This window comes from Halobacillus faecis (assembly GCF_007991335.1).
Lineage (GTDB): Bacteria > Bacillota > Bacilli > Bacillales > Halobacillaceae > Halobacillus > Halobacillus faecis.
In genome coordinates this window covers 1-21,100 of record NZ_BJYD01000019.1, presented here as the reverse complement: position 1 = coordinate 21,100, position 21,100 = coordinate 1, and the positions used below count along the sequence as shown (strand labels likewise).

Annotated in this window: 20 protein-coding genes, 1 pseudogene and 1 riboswitch; of the genes and pseudogenes, 15 read left to right on the top strand and 6 right to left on the bottom strand. The window is 44.2% G+C overall.

Annotation, left to right across the window (positions count from 1 at the left end; translation table 11 throughout):
- The first annotated feature begins 106 nt into the window (after nucleotides 1-106).
- The 3 genes from moaC to HFA01_RS10340 all read left to right on the top strand — a co-directional run bounded on the left by moaC (nucleotide 107) and on the right by HFA01_RS10340 (nucleotide 1,880).
- Nucleotides 107-589, top strand: a complete 483-nt coding sequence (gene moaC / locus HFA01_RS10350) for a cyclic pyranopterin monophosphate synthase MoaC (RefSeq protein ID WP_146815937.1) — start codon at nucleotides 107-109, stop codon at nucleotides 587-589.
- A 15-nt stretch (nucleotides 590-604) separates the two neighbouring features.
- Nucleotides 605-1,264, top strand: coding sequence for a redox-sensing transcriptional repressor Rex (locus HFA01_RS10345; RefSeq protein WP_146815935.1), 660 nt, complete (start codon nucleotides 605-607; stop codon nucleotides 1,262-1,264).
- 61 nt (nucleotides 1,265-1,325) lie between these two features.
- Nucleotides 1,326-1,880: a GNAT family N-acetyltransferase gene (locus tag HFA01_RS10340; protein WP_146815933.1), complete on the top strand. Its 555-nt coding sequence runs from the start codon at nucleotides 1,326-1,328 to the stop codon at nucleotides 1,878-1,880.
- A gap of 35 nt (nucleotides 1,881-1,915) precedes the next feature.
- On the opposite strand, the gene HFA01_RS10335 is transcribed toward HFA01_RS10340, so the two are convergent.
- Complete coding sequence (locus HFA01_RS10335) at nucleotides 1,916-2,737, bottom strand: SDR family oxidoreductase (RefSeq protein WP_146815931.1); 822 nt, start codon at nucleotides 2,735-2,737, stop codon at nucleotides 1,916-1,918.
- 175 nt (nucleotides 2,738-2,912) lie between these two features.
- Here HFA01_RS10335 and HFA01_RS10330 point away from each other — a divergent pair, with 175 nt between their 5' ends.
- Nucleotides 2,913-4,325 carry an MDR family MFS transporter gene (locus HFA01_RS10330; RefSeq protein ID WP_146815929.1) on the top strand — a complete coding sequence of 471 codons (1,413 nt, stop codon included), beginning with the start codon at nucleotides 2,913-2,915 and terminating at the stop codon, nucleotides 4,323-4,325.
- A 43-nt stretch (nucleotides 4,326-4,368) separates the two neighbouring features.
- Here the strand turns inward: HFA01_RS10330 and HFA01_RS10325 are convergent, their stop codons facing one another.
- Nucleotides 4,369-4,569 (bottom strand): YdiK family protein, encoded by a 201-nt coding sequence (locus HFA01_RS10325; RefSeq protein WP_089654970.1) that lies wholly within the window; start codon nucleotides 4,567-4,569, stop codon nucleotides 4,369-4,371.
- A 1-nt stretch (nucleotide 4,570) separates the two neighbouring features.
- On the bottom strand, nucleotides 4,571-5,287 hold the full coding sequence (locus HFA01_RS10320) for a CPBP family intramembrane glutamic endopeptidase (protein WP_146815927.1): 717 nt from the start codon (nucleotides 5,285-5,287) through the stop codon (nucleotides 4,571-4,573).
- Between the two features lie 262 nt (nucleotides 5,288-5,549).
- Between HFA01_RS10320 and groES the strand changes: the two genes are divergently transcribed.
- From groES to HFA01_RS10280, 9 genes and pseudogenes are all read left to right on the top strand, one after another.
- Entirely contained in the window at nucleotides 5,550-5,834 is a 285-nt protein-coding gene (gene groES, locus HFA01_RS10315) for a co-chaperone GroES (protein WP_089654972.1), read from the top strand.
- 57 nt (nucleotides 5,835-5,891) lie between these two features.
- On the top strand, nucleotides 5,892-7,526 hold the full coding sequence (gene groL, locus HFA01_RS10310; RefSeq protein ID WP_146815925.1) for a chaperonin GroEL: 1,635 nt from the start codon (nucleotides 5,892-5,894) through the stop codon (nucleotides 7,524-7,526).
- A 558-nt stretch (nucleotides 7,527-8,084) separates the two neighbouring features.
- A pseudogene (locus HFA01_RS19260) lies at nucleotides 8,085-8,214 on the top strand (IS91 family transposase); the annotation flags it as partial.
- 48 nt (nucleotides 8,215-8,262) lie between these two features.
- On the top strand, nucleotides 8,263-9,006 hold the full coding sequence (locus tag HFA01_RS10305; protein ID WP_174787820.1) for a threonine/serine exporter family protein: 744 nt from the start codon (nucleotides 8,263-8,265) through the stop codon (nucleotides 9,004-9,006).
- An 18-nt stretch (nucleotides 9,007-9,024) separates the two neighbouring features.
- Nucleotides 9,025-9,462 (top strand): threonine/serine exporter family protein, encoded by a 438-nt coding sequence (locus tag HFA01_RS10300; RefSeq protein ID WP_146815923.1) that lies wholly within the window; start codon nucleotides 9,025-9,027, stop codon nucleotides 9,460-9,462.
- Nucleotides 9,463-9,609: 147 nt separating this feature from the next.
- Nucleotides 9,610-9,711, top strand: a riboswitch (purine riboswitch).
- Nucleotides 9,712-9,784: 73 nt separating this feature from the next.
- Nucleotides 9,785-10,723, top strand: a complete 939-nt coding sequence (locus tag HFA01_RS10295) for a nucleoside hydrolase (RefSeq protein ID WP_146815921.1) — start codon at nucleotides 9,785-9,787, stop codon at nucleotides 10,721-10,723.
- A 428-nt stretch (nucleotides 10,724-11,151) separates the two neighbouring features.
- Nucleotides 11,152-12,072, top strand: a complete 921-nt coding sequence (locus HFA01_RS10290) for an endonuclease I family protein (RefSeq protein WP_146815919.1) — start codon at nucleotides 11,152-11,154, stop codon at nucleotides 12,070-12,072.
- 305 nt (nucleotides 12,073-12,377) lie between these two features.
- Nucleotides 12,378-13,526 (top strand): MFS transporter, encoded by a 1,149-nt coding sequence (locus HFA01_RS10285; RefSeq protein WP_146815917.1) that lies wholly within the window; start codon nucleotides 12,378-12,380, stop codon nucleotides 13,524-13,526.
- 256 nt (nucleotides 13,527-13,782) lie between these two features.
- The gene (locus tag HFA01_RS10280; protein ID WP_146815915.1) at nucleotides 13,783-14,841 is read left to right on the top strand and encodes a bifunctional transcriptional activator/DNA repair enzyme AdaA; all 1,059 of its coding nucleotides are present in this window, start codon (nucleotides 13,783-13,785) and stop codon (nucleotides 14,839-14,841) included.
- 177 nt (nucleotides 14,842-15,018) lie between these two features.
- Here the strand turns inward: HFA01_RS10280 and HFA01_RS10275 are convergent, their stop codons facing one another.
- Together HFA01_RS10275 and HFA01_RS10270 are read right to left on the bottom strand one after the other, a co-directional pair.
- Entirely contained in the window at nucleotides 15,019-16,536 is a 1,518-nt protein-coding gene (locus HFA01_RS10275) for a multicopper oxidase family protein (RefSeq protein ID WP_146815913.1), read from the bottom strand.
- A 386-nt stretch (nucleotides 16,537-16,922) separates the two neighbouring features.
- Nucleotides 16,923-18,437, bottom strand: a complete 1,515-nt coding sequence (locus tag HFA01_RS10270) for a glycine betaine uptake BCCT transporter (RefSeq protein ID WP_146815911.1) — start codon at nucleotides 18,435-18,437, stop codon at nucleotides 16,923-16,925.
- Between the two features lie 249 nt (nucleotides 18,438-18,686).
- Here HFA01_RS10270 and HFA01_RS10265 point away from each other — a divergent pair, with 249 nt between their 5' ends.
- Nucleotides 18,687-19,538, top strand: a complete 852-nt coding sequence (locus tag HFA01_RS10265) for a DegV family protein (protein WP_146815909.1) — start codon at nucleotides 18,687-18,689, stop codon at nucleotides 19,536-19,538.
- A gap of 116 nt (nucleotides 19,539-19,654) precedes the next feature.
- Here the strand turns inward: HFA01_RS10265 and HFA01_RS10260 are convergent, their stop codons facing one another.
- Nucleotides 19,655-19,888 (bottom strand): M28 family peptidase, encoded by a 234-nt coding sequence (locus HFA01_RS10260; protein ID WP_281290488.1) that lies wholly within the window; start codon nucleotides 19,886-19,888, stop codon nucleotides 19,655-19,657.
- A gap of 453 nt (nucleotides 19,889-20,341) precedes the next feature.
- Between HFA01_RS10260 and HFA01_RS10255 the strand changes: the two genes are divergently transcribed.
- Nucleotides 20,342-21,100, top strand: a 759-nt coding sequence (locus HFA01_RS10255; RefSeq protein WP_146815907.1) for a CsxC family protein, incomplete at its 3' end; no start/stop codon positions are given.

Genomic DNA, 21,100 nt, shown 5'->3' with positions numbered 1-21,100 from the left:
CAATGCTCCTGAAGTATGTGAAATCTTTAACGACTAACGTTTGATTTTTTGGTAGAATAAGAGTAGTGTTTCAATCAGTACTTTTAACAAAAAGGGGTAGAAGAAAATGGCGGAGTTCAGTCATTTTAATGACCAGGGCCGCGCCCGTATGGTGGATATTTCAGATAAAAAAGATTCCGTGCGGACGGCCATCGCAGCAACAAGTGTACAAGTGAATGAAGAGATTTATCATAAAGTCACCAACCATGAGATTGGAAAAGGGGATGTCCTATCCGTGGCACAGGTCGCAGGGATCATGGCAGCGAAAAAGACGTCCGACTGGATTCCTATGTGCCATCCGCTGTCCTTAAAAGGTATCGATGTATCCTTCGATTGGGATACAGAAAACCAGCCGACATTAAACATCGAGGTTTCTGTCAAGACGAAGGGAAGCACAGGGGTGGAAATGGAAGCGCTAACGGCCGCTTCAGCAACAGCCCTCACGGTTTACGATATGTGCAAAGCATTAGATAAAGGAATGGTCATCGGCCCGACCTACTTGAAAGAAAAGACGGGCGGGAAGAACGGCGACTACACGAGAAATAGATAAAGGAGTCCGGTGCTAATGGATATCGAACAAACGAAGATTCCACAGGCGACAGCAAAGCGGCTGCCGCTCTACTATCGCTTTTTGAACAACCTTCATACCCAGGGCAAACTGCGTGTGTCTTCGAAAGAACTGAGCGATGCGGTCAAAGTTGATTCAGCGACGATCCGTCGTGATTTCTCCTATTTTGGAGCGCTCGGGAAAAAAGGGTACGGCTACAACGTCGAGTATTTGCTCTCCTTTTTCAGAAAGACGCTCGACCAGGATGAAACGACACGTGTCGCTTTGATCGGTGTCGGAAATCTCGGGACAGCATTTTTAAACTATAACTTCACGAAAAATAACAATACGAAAATTGAAATCGCCTTTGATGCGAATGAGGAGCGGATCGGTTCTGAAGTCGGTGGCGTCGGTGTCGAGCACATAGACGATCTAGAGGAAAAGCTCGGCGACATTTCCGTTGCCATCCTCACCGTCCCATCATCTGCCGCTCAAGGCATTGCGGACAGGCTTGTGAAAGCAGGGATCTCAGGAATCCTTAACTTTACACCAGCGAGAATCAGTGTGCCCTCGAATGTCAGGGTCCATCATATCGACCTTGCCATTGAGCTGCAGGCGCTCGTTTATTTCCTTAAGCATTATCCACTGAACGAAGAGGAAATGGAAGAAGATCAATAAGAGAGACAAACGAGTGTGAAATCATTTTGGTTTCTCACTCTTTTTTATAGGGGGAAGGGTTTTGGAGAATTTCACGGTTGGGTCAGAAACAGAGAGACTAATCATCAAACCGCTGGAAATAGGTGACTTTGAAAGCTGGCTGCAAGGATTCGAGAGTCGGCTCCCGTCCAAGCATCGGTATGATGAAGGACAGATCGATATGAGTGAATGTACGGAAGAATGGTTTGGGAAGCTGGTCGAGAAACATCAGCAATTAGCTTCGGAGGATACCGCCTATGTTTTCGGTGTATTTCTGAAGGAAGACCATACACACCTAGGGATGATCGATTTCTCTACGTTAGTAAGGTATGACTTTCAGTGGGGTAGAATTGGGTATGCCTTGCATAATCAACATTGGCAGAAAGGGTACGGAAAAGAAGCGGTGGCCGAAGCGTTACAAATCGCTTTTCATCCATTAAATTACCACCGTGTCGAGGCCCACATCAATTTGGATAACCAGTCTTCCATCAAACTGGCAGAGAGTATAGGGTTAGAGTATGAGTGCACCAGAAAAGGATTCATTCATGAGTTTGGGGAATGGACGGACAACTTGATCTACTATAAGAACGCAGAATAAAAGAAGCTCAGCCTAACGCTGAGCTTCTTTTTAGATTACTCGGTATTCTCTTTCCAGCTTTTGTCCATCAGCATCTTGCCAGGCCATGTGTAGGCCATAATGCCGCCATCCGCCGTAATGTCTTCTCCTGTTACATACGAACTTTCATCAGAAGCTAGGAAAAGGGCGACATTGGCGATTTCTTCCGGGCGTCCCAGTCGTCCCATCGGAGTGACCCATTTATTCTCTTCACGGAACTCTCGGCCTTCTTCCTCCTGCTTCGTTCCGGCAAGCTCCTGAACCAGTGGCGTTTCGATGGTACCTGGGGAAATCGAATTGACCCGGATGCCTTCACGCGCATAGTCGATCGCCATCGCTCTCGTGAAGTTCGTAATGCCGCCTTTCGCTGCGTTGTATCCGGAGCGGTCGAGATCCGCGGCTTGACCGGACATGGACGATGTATTGATGACAGAGCCTCCATTTTCAAGCATAAGCGGGAGGATGTACTTGCTCGTCAAAAAGGTTCCTCTCAAGTCGACGGCGATGATTTGATCAAACAGCTCGACCGGATATTCGTGGACCTTTCCACCTTCTTGATCGACGCCTGCATTGTTGAACAGGGTGTCGACTTTTCCGTAATGCTCTTCTACATAATTAGCAAACTGCTGGACACTGTCAACATTGGAAACATCGAGCTCTACGGCTTCTGCGTTTCCTCCTTTGCTCTTCACTTCATCTACTGTTTTCTGTACTTCTTCTACATTGATATCCCCGCAGACGACCGTCGCTCCTTCACTGGCGAACCGTTTTACGGTGGCCGCCCCGATCCCGGTTGCAGAGCCTGTGACGACAGCGATTTTATTATCTAAACGTCCCATATTAAAGAACCTCCTTTTGTCGTTGGTATGACTTTTACCCCCTTATAGAAACGTTGTAAACCTTTGGAAGCACAGAAGGCGCTTACAGTCGAAACGTGCGGGATCATGGTTAATGAACAGCTGAGGTGGTATAGTAAATAATAGTTCGCGTATCGAAAGAAAGCGGGTGAGACAATTGAGTAAACTGCCTCATAAATGGCTCGTGGTCATGTCTGTCCTGTTTGGGACGTTCACGGTCATTTTGAACAATAGTATGCTGAACCCGATCCTGCCGCGGTTCATCGAGATTTTTGAATCGGATGCCGTAGCGGTCGGGTGGATACTGACGATCTTCATGGTCTCGATGGGAATGACGATGCCGCTTACCGGCTATTTCGGTGACCGGTTCGGAAAAAAGAAAGTGTACCTCGTCGGACTCTGTATTTTCCTTGCAGGCTCCACGCTTGGATTCTTTTCATCGACGCTAGGTATGGTCATCTTATCCCGGGCCATCCAGGGAATGGCCGGCGGTTTGATGATGCCGATCGCCATGGCGCTCATCTTTAATTCGTTTCCACGTTATGAACGAGGGCTTGCGGTCGGCGTGTACGGCGTTGCCGCTATGGTCGCACCAGCCATCGGACCGACCATTGGTGGATTTCTTATCCAGTACCTTGACTGGCCGTGGTTATTCGCCTTCAACATTCCGTTCGGACTGACGGGACTTATTTTATCTTCGAAATTTCTTGAACGAACCGAAACGGATCCGACGAAGCGATTTGACCTTGTTGGTTTCATTATTATTGCGGCAGGCATCGGATCGGTGCTGTTTGCCTTAGGGAGAGGGCGGACGCTTGAAACGTTGTTCGACCCGTTGAACATCGCATTGATTGTGGGTGGACTGATCGCCATCGTCCTTTTCGTTTTTTACGAAAACCGCCAAGAGGATCCACTGCTGAACTTGTCCGTTTTCAAAGTGCCGACCTATTCCGTTTCCATCGTCGTCACTTCAGCTGCCTCCATTGGCTTGTTCTCAGGAATCTTCCTGCTGCCGTTACTGATTCAAAATGTGTACGGCCTGAACGAAGTCATGACTGGCCTGTTGTTTTTGCCGGCCGCTGCTGCGAGTGGGGTCTTCATGTCGATCGGAGGACGTATTCTTGATAAGAAAGGACCGAAATACGTCGTGCCCCCGGGACTTACGATTATGGCGCTCGCCACCCTGGGTTTAAGCTTTTTACAGCTGTCCACCCCATACTGGCTGATTCTTTTGTTAAATACGGTAAGAGGCCTGGGGATGGGAATGGGGAACATGCCTGCGACCACTTCCGGTATGAACAGCATTCCGGAACATCTTGTTGCTCAGGGCTCTGCCATGAACAACATCATCCGGCAGATTTCTTCTTCGCTCGGGATCGTGTTTTTCTCCATTTATTATGAAGTAAGACGGGCGCAAGTATCTGCGAATCCAGATATCGATATGCAGGCCGCGACCCTGCAGACGTTAAATGAAGCGTTTCTCGTATCGGCGATTGTGCTGATCATCGCGATTCCGTTTTCGTTCATATTAAAAGGTGTGCAGGATGACGATGAGAAGCAGGAAGCATAGAAAAAAGCAGGTCCACGAGTGTGGACCTGCTTTTTTTGCGACATTATTTCTTTTTTGCATTTTTAATCTTGTTGTGAAGATTGAAAAGCCGGATGGCTACGGCAATGTTGAATGTCGCGACAATGGCCAGGATGATGGTCATCGCATTCCACACCGTCTCTTCAGCCGACTGTGCGGCGATGTAGGTGAATGCGACACCCATCATCATGTAAAGAAAAGCCATGAATAAGGGTGATGTTCTCATATTATAAAAAGCCTCCAATAAAGATGGTCTCCAGCTGTTCCTGCATGCGGCGGATATCCTCTTCAGTGAGGAAGTACTGCGAAACGACAACAAACGAGTTCATCGCCATATGAGCCACGATTGGTGTAATAATTCGTTTAGTTTTGACATAAAGGAAGGCGAAAACGACTCCCATGGAGAAGTAGACTAACATGTGGCTGAAATCGAAATGGAACGCTCCGAAGACGAGAGCGGATACGAGAACGGCCAGCCAGAAATTCGTCCGCTTATAGATCGAACCGAAGATGATCTTACGGAAAATGATCTCTTCTGTGATTGGTGCAAACACGACAGGAAGGAGGATGAACAACGGCGACTCACGGGCGATTTCCATTAATCCCATCGTATTCTCAGATCCCGGCGATACACCGAACAATTCACGTTCAATGGTTGCGGCAATGGCCTGGGCGAACAACGCTAAAAAGACACCGGCAATCGACCAGAGGACGACTTTACCCGGTCCTGCTTTATCCTCACTCCGGGCTAGAGCATCCTGTGGATCACGGCGGAGCAGGAGAAGGATGATGATGGTTGCAATCGTAAAACTGAACACAGACCAGACGGCAATTGCATCGAAGCGGGACATACCCGCAGCCTGGACAAGAACCGGGACAGCTGCAATGGCTGATATCTGTGTGATGAGATAGGTCACAATGATGTACCAATAATGTTTCGGCATAAAGGCACGACTCCTTTTATAAATACCTTTTAATAGCTTCAATATACATACTTTATGTATTCTATCACAGTTTCAAAACCAGACGTAAGGAATAAGGGTCAGTGTAAGAATTTTGTCGAAAAAGAAGTGCAAAATTTCTATAGTTTCTACTTGAAAAACGATAGGGAATTGCTTATTATAATAATTGTGTTAGCACTCATCATCAACGAGTGCTAATAAACGACAAAAATTTGAAACAACCATATCAAGGAGGGTGTCCTAATTGTTAAAGCCACTTGGTGATCGTATTGTTATTGAACTAGTTGAAGAAGAGCAAACTACTGCGAGCGGAATCGTACTTCCGGACTCTGCGAAAGAAAAGCCACTAGAAGGTAAAGTTGTTGCTGTCGGCACTGGCCGCATCACAGACAACGGTGAAAAAGTAGCACTGGAAGTCGCACAAGGCGACCGCGTGATCTATTCTAAATTCGCAGGTACAGAAGTGAAGTATGAAGGCAGCGAATACTTGATTCTGCGCGAATCAGATGTACTAGCTGTAATCCAGTAGTCACTTTTCCTATAAAAATACTTAAGAGATACGATTTTAATGAGGAGGGCATTTTAAATGGCTAAAGAAATCAAATTTAGTGAAGACGCACGCCGCTCTATGCTGCGTGGTGTAGATACATTAGCAAATGCTGTTAAAGTTACACTTGGACCAAAAGGACGTAACGTCGTATTAGATAAAAAATTCGGTTCTCCACTCATCACAAACGATGGTGTGACAATCGCGAAAGAAATCGAATTGGAAGACCACTTCGAAAACATGGGTGCACAACTCGTTTCTGAAGTAGCTTCTAAAACAAACGATGTCGCTGGTGACGGTACAACGACAGCAACGGTTCTTGCACAGGCAATGATCCGTGAAGGTCTTAAAAACGTAACATCCGGCGCGAACCCAGTCGGTATTCGTAAAGGTATCGAGAAAGCGACAGCCGTAGCAACAGAAGAGCTTCGCAAAATCTCTAAACCTATCGAAGGCCGCGATTCTATCGCGCAGGTAGCTAGCATCTCTGCTGCTGACAATGAAGTCGGCCAGCTGATCGCTGAAGCGATGGAACGCGTAGGTAACGACGGTGTTATCACTATTGAAGAATCTAAAGGTTTCAACACAGAACTAGAAGTGGTTGAAGGTATGCAGTTCGACCGCGGCTATGCTTCTCCTTACATGGTCACAGACCAAGATAAGATGGAAGCGGTTCTTGAAGATCCTTACATTCTAATTACAGATAAGAAGATCAACAACATCCAGGAAGTTCTTCCTGTACTAGAGCAAGTGGTTCAACAATCCAAGCCACTTCTATTGATCTCTGAAGACGTTGAAGGCGAAGCACTTGCAACACTTGTTGTGAACAAACTTCGTGGTACATTCAACGCGGTAGCTGTTAAGGCTCCTGGATTCGGTGACCGTCGTAAAGCGATGCTTGAAGATATCGCGACACTTACAGGCGGCCAAGTCATCACAGAAGATCTTGGGCTAGAATTGAAGAATACAACAATCGACCAGCTTGGACGCGCGTCTAAAGCAGTCATTACAAAAGAAAACACGACAATCGTCGAAGGTGCAGGAAACCCTGAGCAGATCTCTTCCCGTGTCGCTCAAATCCGTGCACAAGCAGAAGAAACAACTTCTGAATTCGACAAAGAGAAACTACAAGAGCGCCTTGCAAAACTTTCTGGCGGCGTAGCTGTCATCAAAGTCGGTGCAGCAACAGAAACAGAATTGAAAGAGCGTAAACTACGTATCGAAGACGCCCTGAACTCTACGCGAGCAGCAGTAGAAGAAGGAATCGTTGCCGGTGGTGGTACAGCCCTTGTCAACATCATCAACTCTGTCGAAGGCCTTGGCCTTGTAGACGACGAAGCAACAGGTGCAAGCATCGTTCTACGTGCGCTTGAAGAGCCGGTTCGCCAAATCGTTCACAACGCAGGTCTTGAAGGATCCATCATCGTTGAGCGTCTGAAAGCAGAAGAAGTCGGCGTAGGCTTCAACGCTGCGACAGGCGAATGGGTAAACATGGTTGAGCAAGGAATTGTTGACCCAACAAAAGTTACACGTTCTGCGCTTCAAAACGCAGCTTCCGTAGCCGCTATGTTCTTGACGACAGAAGCGGTAGTCGCTGATCTTCCTGAAGAAGATAACGCTGGCGGCGGCATGCCTGACATGGGTGGCATGGGCGGAATGGGCGGCATGATGTAATAACGCTCAAACCACTTATGTACTGGAAACTCTTCAAGTAATGTATAAATAGTTAGTAATTAAAGGACTACTTCCTAAATAAAGGAGGTAGTCCTTTTTTGCTTTTAAAATTTACATTTCAGGTTTTTTAGAAGACCGTAAATTCTAGCATTGTAAAAACATTTCTAAGAGAGTGGCAAAACTATGGTAATAATGCTGGAGCGTTAAATACAAAATTACAACGAATCAGGGCATTTTTAAGTTATTTGGTTGGAGAAGGTGTCATTAAGGAAAATGTAGTTTCTCAATTCCTTGGTATAGATTTCAGAGGCATAAAGGCCCCATATGAGAGCTAATATTTCGTGGGATTTATAAATTATTAATATCTAAAGTCCCCATAGCCTAATGGTTTATACATTCAAGAAACCTAGGTGTGGAAAGGGACTAATGCACACCTCTTTTCCTGATAGTTCTTTTATTAGTTTTTGTTCAAAGTAAAGAATGTATAACTTTTTAACAATACTACAGCCCTTGATGATGTGGTATTGTACTTGTACGGAGACGAATATTTTACGATGAATTTTCTTTGATGAACATCAACATTGGGAAGTCTTTAAGAACAAATATGGAGCTAAGATCCGGCCAGTGAAAGAAAGTGGAGAAGTTTCGAGATTGTGGAAATTTTAAAAAGGGCTTTAAGCTTTTAGTATAGGAATAGATACACTAAACATACTGTAATCCGAATTGAGGTGACCGAGTGGAGCGTACAGAGGACTTGATTGAGTTATGTTTATTAATGGGGAAGATCATGCAACAAAATGGAGCGGAAACCTATCGTGTGGAAGATACGATGACGCGGATTGCCCAATCTTTCGGACGGGAGGAATCCCAAAGTTATGTAACACCTACTGGGATTATGTTTACGATTAGCCCTGGTGCTCATGCAAAATTAGTAAGAGTTTCGGCACGAGAGACAAATCTCGAGAAAGTGAACCTTGCGAATAATGTCTCCAGAAAGATTGCAAGTGGGGAAATGTCTACTCACGTAGCGTATAAAGAGCTCAGAAAGATTGAAACCAGTCCTACAGACTATTCCATGCTCATGCAAATCATCTCTGCCACGTTAGCGAGTGGTTTCTTTACTATCATGTTTCAGGGGAGCTGGTACGATTTCCTGCCAGCCTGCTTAGCAGGAGGACTGGGGTTTATTGCATTGATTAACTTTATTCGATTATTTGAAATTAAATTCGTTGCTGAATTCGTTGCTTCGTTGTTGATCGGTTTTACAGCCTTCTCCCTTTTTTCATTCGGTATTGGGAAGGAAGTTGATAAGATCGTTGTCGGTTCAATTATGCCGTTGGTCCCTGGTCTGCTCATTACCAACGCTGTAAGGGATTTGATGGCAGGTCATCTTATCTCAGGACTCGCCAAGGGGGCGGAAGCTTTTTTAACGGCTTTTGCAATTGGGGCAGGTATTGCTGTTATGTTTGCACTATTTTAGAGATCGTGAGGAATGACTATGTGGATTGAATATGCCATAGCAAGCTTTTTTGCATCAGCTGCCTTTGGAATCATCTATCAGGCGCCAAGAAATACGCTCGTCAAATGTGGTCTCGTCGGCATGGTTGGTTGGATGATTTACGCAATCTTAGTATGGAAAGAAGTTGACAGTGTCCCGGCTACACTCATCGCCTCCTTTGTTATTGCCCTGGTCAGCCAGACGATGGCAAGGAGATTCAAAACGCCTATGATTATATTTAGCGTACCAGGAATTATTCCTCTCGTACCAGGAAGTCTCGCTTATGATGCGATGCGGAACTTTGTACAAAATGACTACAACGCCGCTATCTCTATTGCAGCGAAAGCTTTTATGATATCCGGTGCCATTGCATTTGGGCTCGTGTTCTCGGAAGTGCTTAACCAGATTATTAAAAAGATAAGACAAACAAAAGCGTAAGTGAGGTAATGGATGAACCTCACTTGCGCTAATAGTAGATGCTTCTCACTAGTAAGAAGTATCTTTTTTGTGAACTATTATATTTTCTTACTATTCATCGCTTGCGTATGGAGCATTGCCCCCATTTACCCCCTATGCTAAAATGAAAGCAATTAAATCAGCATTCCTTATATATATGTGGAAAGATGGCCCACACGTTTCTACCCAGCTGCCGAGATAAGCTGGACTATAAGGAGAGAATCGCGCGGCGAGACCTCTTTCCTTTTTTTATTTTCGGGAAAGAGGTCTTTTTTTTCGTGGATACAACGAGAGGTGGAGATGGATGATGAAGAATGTATATTTGAACCATGATGGAGGAGTCGACGATCTTGTGTCGCTTTTCCTTTTATTACAGATGGATGATGTGGAACTGACAGGGGTGGGCGTCATTCCTGCCGACTGCTATTTGGAGCCTGCTGCTTATGCGAGCCGTAAGATCATCGACCGGTTCGGACATGGGAAGTCGGTTGAAGTCGCGGCGTCGAACTCGCGTGGGGTGAACGCGTTTCCGAAGGACTGGCGCATGCATGCGTTCTATGTGGACGCCCTGCCGCTGTTGAATGAAAAAGGGAACATCGATGCACCGCTTGCCTCGATTCCAGCTCATGAGCATTTGATTCAGACGCTCCGTAAAACAGAGAACCCGACGACACTTGTGTTCATCGGACCGCTTACGGATCTTGCCCGCGCACTGGCTGAAGCGCCGGATATTGAAGGTAAGATCGAGAAATTGGTCTGGATGGGCGGTACGTTCCTTGAGGTTGGAAACGTTGAGGAACCAGAGCATGACGGAACAGCGGAATGGAATGCTTTCTGGGATCCTGAAGCGGCGAAGCGTGTCTGGGACAGCTCGATTGTCATCGACTTGGTCGCTCTTGAGAGCACGAACATGGTTCCGTTGACGCTCGACGTCCGTCAAAAATGGGCATCACAGCGCGAAGATCTGGGCATTGATTTTCTCGGTCAGTGCTATGCGATGGTTCCGCCGCTTGTCCATAATCAGACGAACTCGACTTACTTTTTGTGGGACGTGTTGACGACGGCGACGGTCGGCAATGAAGGGCTCGTGAAGAAAAGAACAGTGAAGAGCATCGTCCACGACTCTGGGGTGAGCCAGGGAAGAACGGAGTTGTCTGAAAACGGCCGTAAGGTGAATCTTGTGTATGAAGTGTACCGTGATGAGTTCTTTGAATACGTGACAGAGTTATCAAGACAAGGTTGATATTTGATTGGAACATACTTATATAGATCGATGTTATTAATTTAAAAGTATCTTAGTTTAGTTGAAATGGTTGATATATGAAGGAATTTAGTTTCTATTTTAAGCTATTCTTATCAATAAGTGGCATGAGGTAATTATTTTATCTCCTATTTTAAAAAAGATGGCGAGCATTTGCTTGCCATCTTTTTTTTGTAATTCTGTACTCCTCAACAGTATATTATTTGAGCGAATTGGGAGCAGGCATTTTCAATTTATCGTTATAATACCCTCTCTTAATAATGTATCTAAAATTCAAATTGCCCTGTGAACTTTTCTGTACCTTATTCAAATTTATTAACTTCTATAAAAGGGTAATGAAACGAATGAGTGGAATGCATAGAGTAGAGAAAGCTTTATAGTTCACATAGATTATTAGGAGGGATCAACCGATGGATAAAATGATCAGCAAGGCGATTTCCGTATCTACGGACCCGGAACGAATAGATGAAATCATCAAAGAAGCGAAGAAAAATAAAGCAGCGATTGATAAGAATCAACAGGTGTACTTTGATGAAAGTAAAAACAATCAAACGAAGCAAGATTATTATTCGTCTGTTGATTTTTCGGATTCTGCAAACAGCATGGCAATAGAAAAGGTTATGAAATTAATCCAGTCAACACATAGAAACTTCTTACGCTATGACCCGAGCTCATACGTTTACCCTTGGGTAGATCTGCGACCGGATGGCAAGCTGCAGAGCATCTATTCCGGTGAGGTAAAAGAGCCTGAGGATGTCATTCGGGAAGATTATGCTGCTTCCCAAAAACGTGAACAAAAGATAAGAGCAAACAAAAAGGACGAGAATTTGCTGAAGGTGATGGCGGAGGCTGTTACCGCCTTTAAATACAATTGTGAACATGCCGTTCCTCAATCCTGGTATGACGCACAAGAGCCTATGCGGGGGGACTTGCACCATTTATTTACGTGCGAGCCTCTATGTAATTCAATCAGAAGTAATTATCCTTATCATGATTTTCATGATTATCCAGCTGAACAAGAAGCGGGAGTTCTTCGAATTGAAGATCAATGCGGAAAAGCAGAGGACGAATTATTTGAACCGGAATACGCAAAAGGCGCAGTGGCTCGTGCGATGCTTTATTTTTTGTTGAGATATCCGGATGGTTTGGAAACGAATCATAGAGAAAAAATAGATGTGGATCTTATGCTTGAATGGCATAGGAATGAACCACCTGATATCTATGAACTTCACCGGAATCAGGCGATTTTTGAGCTTCAGGGGAATCGGAACCCGTTTATTGATTATCCGGTTGAGATGGCTGGGTTATGCAGTCATTATCATGTAGGATGATCGTTTTGTATATGGTGCAGCGCATGGATGGAATGGGGGAGGGACTTTCGCATAAACTATTCCTAAAATGAAGTTTATAATTGAAAGGAAAGTTGGACTCTCAAAAAAGAGCGTCCAACTTTTTTTTCATCTATCTAATCTAGAAGGATTCTGCTATACCACGTTTACTTCTTGATTATGATTAACACATAGAATAAAAGCCATTCCCTGCTATTATAATCAGTCTCAAATTTTACGTTTTAACCGTGACCAAAAGTGGGAAAAGTTATTCCACAAAAACAACTAAGAGATGATGGGGTGAATGTATGACAAAAAGAGAGGGGATACCACCCATATCCATGATTGGTCTGCTTGCTTTAATGATCATATTTGGGTGGTTTCGGTACGGGTACGGGTTATTGTTCAGTGAATTTAAGAATGAATTCGGTCTTTCTACTTCCATGTTAGGGGTGATTTCAAGTCTAACGTTTGTCACCTTTCTAGTGGGGGCGTTGACGGTTGTCCTTTTTGTATCAAGGTTCGGGTCACGGCACGTCATTATGGCAGGGATCATGACCGCTTCGACGGGCTTGTTAATTGCCTCGCTTACGGGGAGCTGGATTATTTTTGCAGCCGCTTGTTTGCTTGCAGGGTTCAGCCCTGGTCTTACATGGTCTTCTTTCTCCCAAAGTGTTCACGAGCACCTGCCTGAGAACATTCAAAAACGGACGCTTGCCGTTATCAGTACGGGCTCGACGGTAGGTTTAATCATAATCTCTACCATTTATTTGTTCCTGGACGGAAATTGGAGGCTGGTCTGGGGCGGTGGAGCTGTTATGGGGTACCTCATTTATTGGTGGGCGTATAAAGAGGTACCATTTAAGAAAGAGAATTCAAGTGTGAAGCGAATCAGAATCACGGATCTTCAACCATTGTTTACGAAATATACGAAGCCGTTCTATGCTGCGTCATTTTTGTTTGGATTCACAGAGTCTACTTATTGGACGTATTCGGCGGACTTTGTGCAGGATAACTTTTCAATCGCCAACTCCAATGCAATTTTCTTCTTGATCACAGGTGTAGGAGGTCTGGCTGGATTGTTAGGCGGGGAACTCATCAGTAGATGGGGGATGAGATGGAGTTTTACAATGACGATTGTTCTTTATTCCCTCAGTATGTCCGTGCTGTTTTTATCTCAAGGATGGCTGCTTGTCTGCTTCTCAGGATTGACGTTTGGGATTTCCTTCATGTTATACGCGGCCTATTTACCGATTTGGAGTGCGAAAGTTTTTCCGAAATTCCCAGCCCAAGGGTTCAGCATCTGTATTATCGTATTGAATATCGGCGCCATTCTCGGGCCGGCGGTGTTTGGTTGGATTTTGGCTTATGCCACGTACAGTTTGATTTTTCTGTTGTTAGGCATTATCGGCTTGTTGAAAATGTTTACTTTGCCGGTGTTACGGAATGAATTTTAATAAATGAAAAAAGTTCTGCTCTCGATAGGATTGTGAGCAGAACTTTTTTCCTGTCCATTTCACCTCCTTCCCAGTTTGCTAATGTGTAAATGCGATGGGTTTCCATTGAGGAAAAATGGCGAATGTAGAAATTATTGAGGATAGTGAGGAAGAAAGTTAAGAATAAAATCAATGCCTGATTATCGGCTGCAAAAATTTATATTCTTTCTATAATAGAGAAGTAGACGATCTTTAAAAATTTTATAGAGGTGTTCAGATGATAACTGACCTTAAGAAAAAGGAATTCTATCAAGCATTACTTGAAAGAAACACCGAATACGAAGGTTCTTTCTTTGTAGGAGTTAAGAGTACAGGAGTGTTTTGTCGACCAACATGCCCTGCAAGGAAACCTAAATTTGAGAACTGCGAGTTTTTCTTTACTCCTCAAGAAGCGCTTCTAGCCTCGTTTCGTCCTTGCAAGAGATGTTCTCCTCTTTCTCACCCCAATCAAGTCTCTGAACTTGTTCAAAAACTTGTGCAGGCGGTTGAGGAAAACCCAGAGAAAGAATGGCGCGAGAAAGACTTCCGAGAACTATCTGTGGATGAATCAACAGCCCGGCGTCAATTTAAAAAACGTTTTGGTATGACATTTGTGCAATACGCCCGGGCAAGAAGAATGGGTCTGGCTATGAAAGAAATTAGATCAGGGAAGGCTGTTATTGATGCACAGCTTCACACAGGTTATAAATCCGGCAGCGGTTTTAGAGATGCTTTTTCTCGAATCATGGGAGATACCCCTACGTCAGTTCAAGAAAATAGCATACTCACAGTATCTTGGTTAGATACAAGGATGGGGCCAATGATTACGATTGCAGATGAAACAGAGCTTTATCTTCTCGAATTTGTGGATCGTCGTGGTTTAGAAAGAGAGGTTGAAATTCTCAGGAATAAAACGAAGGCAGCCATCATACCAGGGAAGACCGAGCCCATCCAATCAATCGAAAGGGAGGTAGATTTGTATTTTAAAGGGGAATTAACTGAATTTAAAACGCCAATTAAATGGCTGGGAACACCTTTTCAAAAAAGGGTGTGGGCAAAATTGAGAGAGATTCCTTTTGGAGAAACCCGTCCATATTCTGAAATTGCTTGCGAAATTGGTAAGCCAACTTCTACACGTGCGGTTGCTGGAGCTAACGGAGCCAATCAGATTGCCCTTGTGGTTCCTTGTCATCGGGTGATTCGCAGTGACGGTACATTAGGTGGATATGGTGGAGGAATCGCAAGAAAGAAATGGCTTATAGACTTAGAGGGGAAAGGTAGTAGCCTAATCAAATAGAACAGCAGGCAAAAGAACGGGCACATTTTACTGCGAAAGGTGCACCTTTGCTCATCTATATGTTCGGGTGGTAGCCGTGCAGAAGTTATACATGACTCGCTATTTTAGAAAAGATGACAAACAATTGCTCGTCATCTTTTTTTTGCACTTTAGTAAGGGGGCAGAAACCCCCTCTATTTATCTAATAACGATATAAGGACGCATCATCTCATAGTCTTCATGCTCTAAAATATGGCAGTGCCACACGAACAGTCCAGGGTAAGGGCTGAAGGGAATGATGATTCGTGTTATTTCTCCAGGTCGTGCCCGTACAGTGTCCTTCCATCCTCTTTCGTTCAGCGCTGGAGGAACACGTGGACCTGTAGGAACGATGCGTCCTTCCTTTTCAAAGACATCACGGTCGAAGGGTTGACGATCGAAAATTTGGAAGCGGACTAAATGAAGGTGGATCGGGTGCGTTGCTTGTGTCTCATTGATCAGGTTCCAGATTTCCGTTTGACCTAGTTTTGGAGTCTCAGAAATGGGGTCCGACCACAGCCGGTCGTCCAGTAAGTGAATGTTGCGTCCGAAAGAATCTTCTCGCATGTTGAGTCGTAAGGTGCGGAATTCCCTATAGTGATTAAGCTTGGGGACATGTGCCAGGCGAACGGGTATTGAACTCTCATCTTGACTGGCAAGAGAATCGATGACACGGAATTGTATGACACTCCCCGTCGTTTCAGGGTCTGGTTTTTTTCCTTGTGTTTCGTAATCGTTTCGCAGGACAATTGATTCCCCGTAACAGGTAGAAAAATCTACAATCACATCCGCTCGTTCTGCAGGCGCAAGCACAAGCGAAGGGACGAGTATGGGTGTTTCCAGTAATCCTTGATCTGTGCCGATTTGGATGAAAGATGCTCCGTTCGAAAGCGAAAACCGATAGAAGCGAGTGTTCGATCCGTTTAGTATGCGGAAACGGTATCGTCTCGGCTCCACGTGTACATACGGCCATACTTTACCATTCACTAAAATCGTATCTCCGAAGAATTCTGGTGCGACGGAGGGGTGGGGAACGGTTGCAGGTTTGTCAGGTTCCTGCGGGTAGAAGAGACGGCCATCTTTATAAAAAGAACGGTCCTGAATGATGAGCGGGATGTCGAAGCGGCCACATGGAAGATTTAAGCGGATTTCTTCCCTGTCATGAATGATGTACATCCCGGCAAGTCCGGCATAGATATTGAGGCGTGTGATGCCCATCGCATGGTCGTGGTACCACAAGTTGGTCGCAGGCTGGTGATTGGGATACGTGTACAGCCTATTGGTAAAATGGTGGCCGACTTTTTGAAAATCGCGGGTGAACCATGCTTCTGGATAACCATCACTTGTATCAGGCGTTACCCCTCCATGGAGGTGCACGACTGTCCTAACTTCAGGTTTGTCTTTCTCCGCCCCGTGGACGGTCGTATCAATGGGGAGAAAATGCCTTTCAGGAAGTTCATTTTTCCATAACACATGGACCGGCAGATGTCTCCACACGTGAAAAGTCGGACCAGGGTACTGCCCGTTATAGCCCCAGACCTTCGTCGGGGGGAGGTCTCGATGCAGCTTCTGAAAGGTTTCCCGCATCCTCACTTCATAAAAGGGCACATTGTGGATATGATCTGTTGGGCGGATGCTCTCCATGATGGGAAGGGGGTCTACGAACTTCTTCAGCATGCCTATCTCTCCTCTTGATTGTTAGGACTTATTTTATTTTATTTGCAGGAGAGGAGGATTACGCCTGTTTCACTCTTTCTATCATTCTACGGATCACAGTTTTATTCAAATCTATGTCTATTAAATATCATAAAGCAGCCAATCTGATATCAGACTGGCTGCTCAATAGAAAGCTCAATAATAATTATAGGAACGTTGTTTAAATGATCGTACTTTGGGCGTAAGGTGCCTTCATTCTCAACTATCAAAAGAAAGAGACGGTCTCTTTCTTTTATAACATAATTGAACATTAATGACTTAGGCAGAATTGCGAAGCAGGAATCAGGTACCAGAACACGGGTTTTTACTTATTCTCTTTTCCTATTTGAAGAGTATGCTTTTCCTTTTTATGCTGATTTACTTGTGGTTTCCTCCTTGTTCTTTTGAAGCGCTGCTCGATCAGCACGCAGTGCTTTAAATAGCGAGTAGACCATCAAAAGCATGATAAACGAGAAAGGGAAGGCTGCAGCAATCAAAGCATTCTGTAAGGCAGTCAGCCCGCCGGTGTATAAAAGAACAGCGGCAATGGTCGACTGAGCAATCCCCCAAACGAATTTCACAGTTTTCGGTGGGTTAAGCGAGCCATTTGTTGTCTGCATCCCAAGAACAAAGGTGGCTGAATCCGCAGACGTGATGAAAAATGTTCCAATCAACATCATGGCAATAATGGACAAGAATACGCTCATAGGAAACTGCTCAAAGACTCCGAACAACACCTGCTCGTCTGGAAGACTGGCAATATCAGCACCATTTTGCTGAGTTTGAATACCCGTTGCCCCGAAGGCCGTCATCCAAAGAAAGCTGACCACCGAAGGTACTAAAAGAACACCGGATAAAAATTCTCGGATGGAACGTCCTTTAGACACACGGGCGATAAAAATCCCTACAAAAGGTGCCCATGCAATCCACCATGCCCAGAAGAATACGGTCCAATCCATCACCCATTGACGCTCTTCATCACTGTTAGGGTTCAGGCGCAAACTCTCTGTAGCAAGCGTTTGAATATAGGAACCAAGTGTATCTGTGAAGGTATTAGCAATATAAACCGTCGGGCCAATAACCAGCATCGTTATAAATAGAATAGCGGCAAGTCCCATATTGGCGTTACTTAAGTACTTAATCCCTTTACTAAGACCTGTATAGGCAGACAGCATAAACAAGCCAGTAACCACAACAATAATCACGAGCTGAACCCAGAACTGTTTTTCAATATCTAATAAGTAAGTAAGCCCGCCGTTGATTTGAGCCGCACCGAAACCCAGCGTAGTAGCGACACCGACAATGGTAGCAAATACAGCAATCACATCAATGGCTTTTCCCCACGCGCCTTTCATTTTATCTCCAAAGACAGGCTCTAAAGTAGCGCTGATCAATCCAGGTTTCCCATGACGGAATTTAAAATAGGCCAGGATTAATGCGACAATCGCATAAATAGCCCATGCATGAACTCCGTAGTGGAAAAAGGTAATCCGCATAGAGTCGCGGATGGCCTCCGTCGTTCCGGGTTCTGCAAGTGGGGGAGTTTTTATAAAGTGGGATACAGGGGAAGCGGCACCGTAGAATACAAGACCTATTCCCATGCCGGCGCTGAATAACATGGCAAACCATGTAGAATAGCTGTAATCAGGTTTATCGTTTGGTTTTCCAAGTTTAATTTTTCCGTAAGGGCTGAAAATTAAGTATAAACATACGATGACAAATAAAGATACGATCAGTAAGTAGTACCATCCAAAGTGAATGGAGATATAGTTCTTTACATTCGCTGAAATTGTTTCGAAGTTCGCAGGAGCAAGGGATCCCCACACTGATGCAAACAACGTAATAGCCAGCGTAATCCAGAATACAGATGTTAGCTTTTTCATTTTTCTCTCCTTCCAGAATTCTACAAAATTTAAGAAATATAGGTAAAATTCGGTGGTATGTATCATCTATACCCCTGGAAAATGAACGTAAACAATATCGATGCGAGCCCTCGATCTTAAGGTGTTACGCATCAGGGGGCCGCACTAGGCAAAAGTTATCACAATGCTAATGAAGGTTTTTCCTGTATAGTTAAAGCATAATACAGGAAAAGTGGACGCAGGTTTAAATATAACCGAGGGGGAGTTAGAATGCGAAGGATCATCTTATCTACCGAAAGCGGTGCTGACTTACCGGGTGATTTAGCAGAAAAGTACGGGGTTCAAGTAGTCCCCATGCACATTATTATGGATGGGAAAGATTATAAGGACGGTTCTTTGCCGGTCCAGGACATTTTTGATTATCACAGACGTACAAAGAAAATACCTTCTACTACCTCCACGAATGCTCATGAATACCAAGAATTTTTTACGACTATAAGAGATGAATTTCCCAATTGCATCATTATCCATATTGGTTATACCTCAAAAGCTTCTTCTTCATTTCAAAATGCTGTCATTGCTGCGGAGGATTTTGAAGACATTTTTCTCATTGATGCCTTGAATGTTACTGGAGGGTTGGCTGCGGTCGTATTGTATGCCGCAGAGTTACTAGAAAAAGAACCCGGGATTGAACCAGAACGTTTAGTAGAAAAAATACAGGCAATCGTTCCTAAATCAAGGCTCGCTTTCATCCCTGGTGACCTGGAATTTCTTAAAGCGGGGGGACGGGTAAGCAATATGGCTTCTCTGATAGGAGCTCTGTTGAAAATAAAGCCATGCATAGAGTTGAAGGATGGAAAGCTTATATCTACAAAGAAGTACCGCGGGAAAATGAGTAGAGCTACAGAAAAACTCTTCATGGATTACTTAAACGAATTCAACATCGATAGACAGCAGCTTTATTTTATCTACTCAATCGGACTTGATGAAAGGATCAGGGAGCGGATGGAGGGAATTTCCAAAGAAAATGGCTTCCAAAATATAAGATGGATCCAAGCGGGCGGTATGATTTCGACTCATTCTGGAGCCGGCGGCTTCGGGGTAGCAGGATTAGAGTATTAGTACGGGCAGGACTTGAAAAGTTTGGGGAGAGGATTGTCCTATAACTTTTGAATACTAGTAATCTCACGATGAGTACATGGGGCGGCATGTTATGACAAGAGACTTTCAATTTTTTCTTAAAAGGCGAAACGAGATGGTTCATAATTAATTCTTTCGGCAGGAATTCCCTCCACATAAAACGGCACATGATCGCTGCGGCCGAGCTGGCCATATTCGACCACTTCTGCCACCCTTGCACCTTTAGAAGCGCCTAAATCTGTGACTAGATTTTTCTCTCCATCCGGTGTGAACATAATTAGGTCACCAGAGTCGCGACTTCCAATCATATCCATTTGGAAATGAGCGGAGATACGGCTGATTTCATTCCTATTCTATGAAAAGATGACGAGGATTTGCTCGTCATCTTTTTTTTGTGCGATTTCAGGTTATAACTTCCATTGATCCCCGGGTAACCGAAAAGCCTGCCCACATAGAGTTGTCTATCCGGGTAGGCTTTTTTATAGGGAGTGGTAATTGTTAAATGATATGCACCTCCCATGTGAAAGTAGACAACAGTGGAGGGATTCCGTCCTCTTTTATCTCCATTGCTTTTCTCAACTTCTTTACACCTTCTAAATCGTTCTTCTTAGCTGGAAATTGTTTGAGGAGTTTTTCTTCTTTATTGAACGGTTCCCAGTGCCTCTGAAAATGATTTTAAGGCGAGTGATCCCTATATTCTGGGATTTCATGAAAAAAGTCCAATCCTTTGCAGCAAAGTTTTAATAGAATATTGTGTTCTCAAAAAAATTAAGGGAGTGAGATATATGAAAGATAAAGAGAATAAGCATAGGCAACATTCATCGAACCTGGACAATTGCTCCAATAGAAACGTGCAACCAGATATTAACTTTGATGCGCAAATCGGTAAAATTCCTGTTGTATTAGCTGAGATCGAAGTGACAACCAATCTAACAGCTAACATTACCTTTCCAGAAGATGTACTAGAAATCAAAGACATTAAAAAACGCTTAGTCCTTGTTCAATGTCGTTTACTTGTGCCTAGCGATCAACTATTCATTAAGGGATATGTTGAGAAAAATATCAGATATGCTACACCTACGTCGAGATGGAAACGAAATTCTGTCGATTCAGATATTCGTTCTCTAACTGTAAAGGTGCCATTTCAGTGTACAACTAAGATTGACACGTTTATTACGAACCCTTTGGACATTCGATTCAATGAACGCAAAGAATTCGATTTTTTGATTACTCAACCATTACCGGAAGGATATCCAGAAAAAGATGAACTAATGACGAGTGATCTCTCGCAATACCATCAAGAAAGTACTCAACATTTCAATGAACTTCCATACTGCCACTTAATTTCTAGTCATATTATAGAATGGGATGAGGGTACAGACAGGGTACCTTTACAAGCTGGAGCCAGTTTTGAAGGAACTATGAGAAACGTAGTAGAAAAAATGGTTGTTAAATTTACAATTAAGTTACTTCAGAAACAACAGGTACCAATTGGTGGAGGAGTTATTGGACCAACTGGACCGACGGGGGCGACCGGACCGACA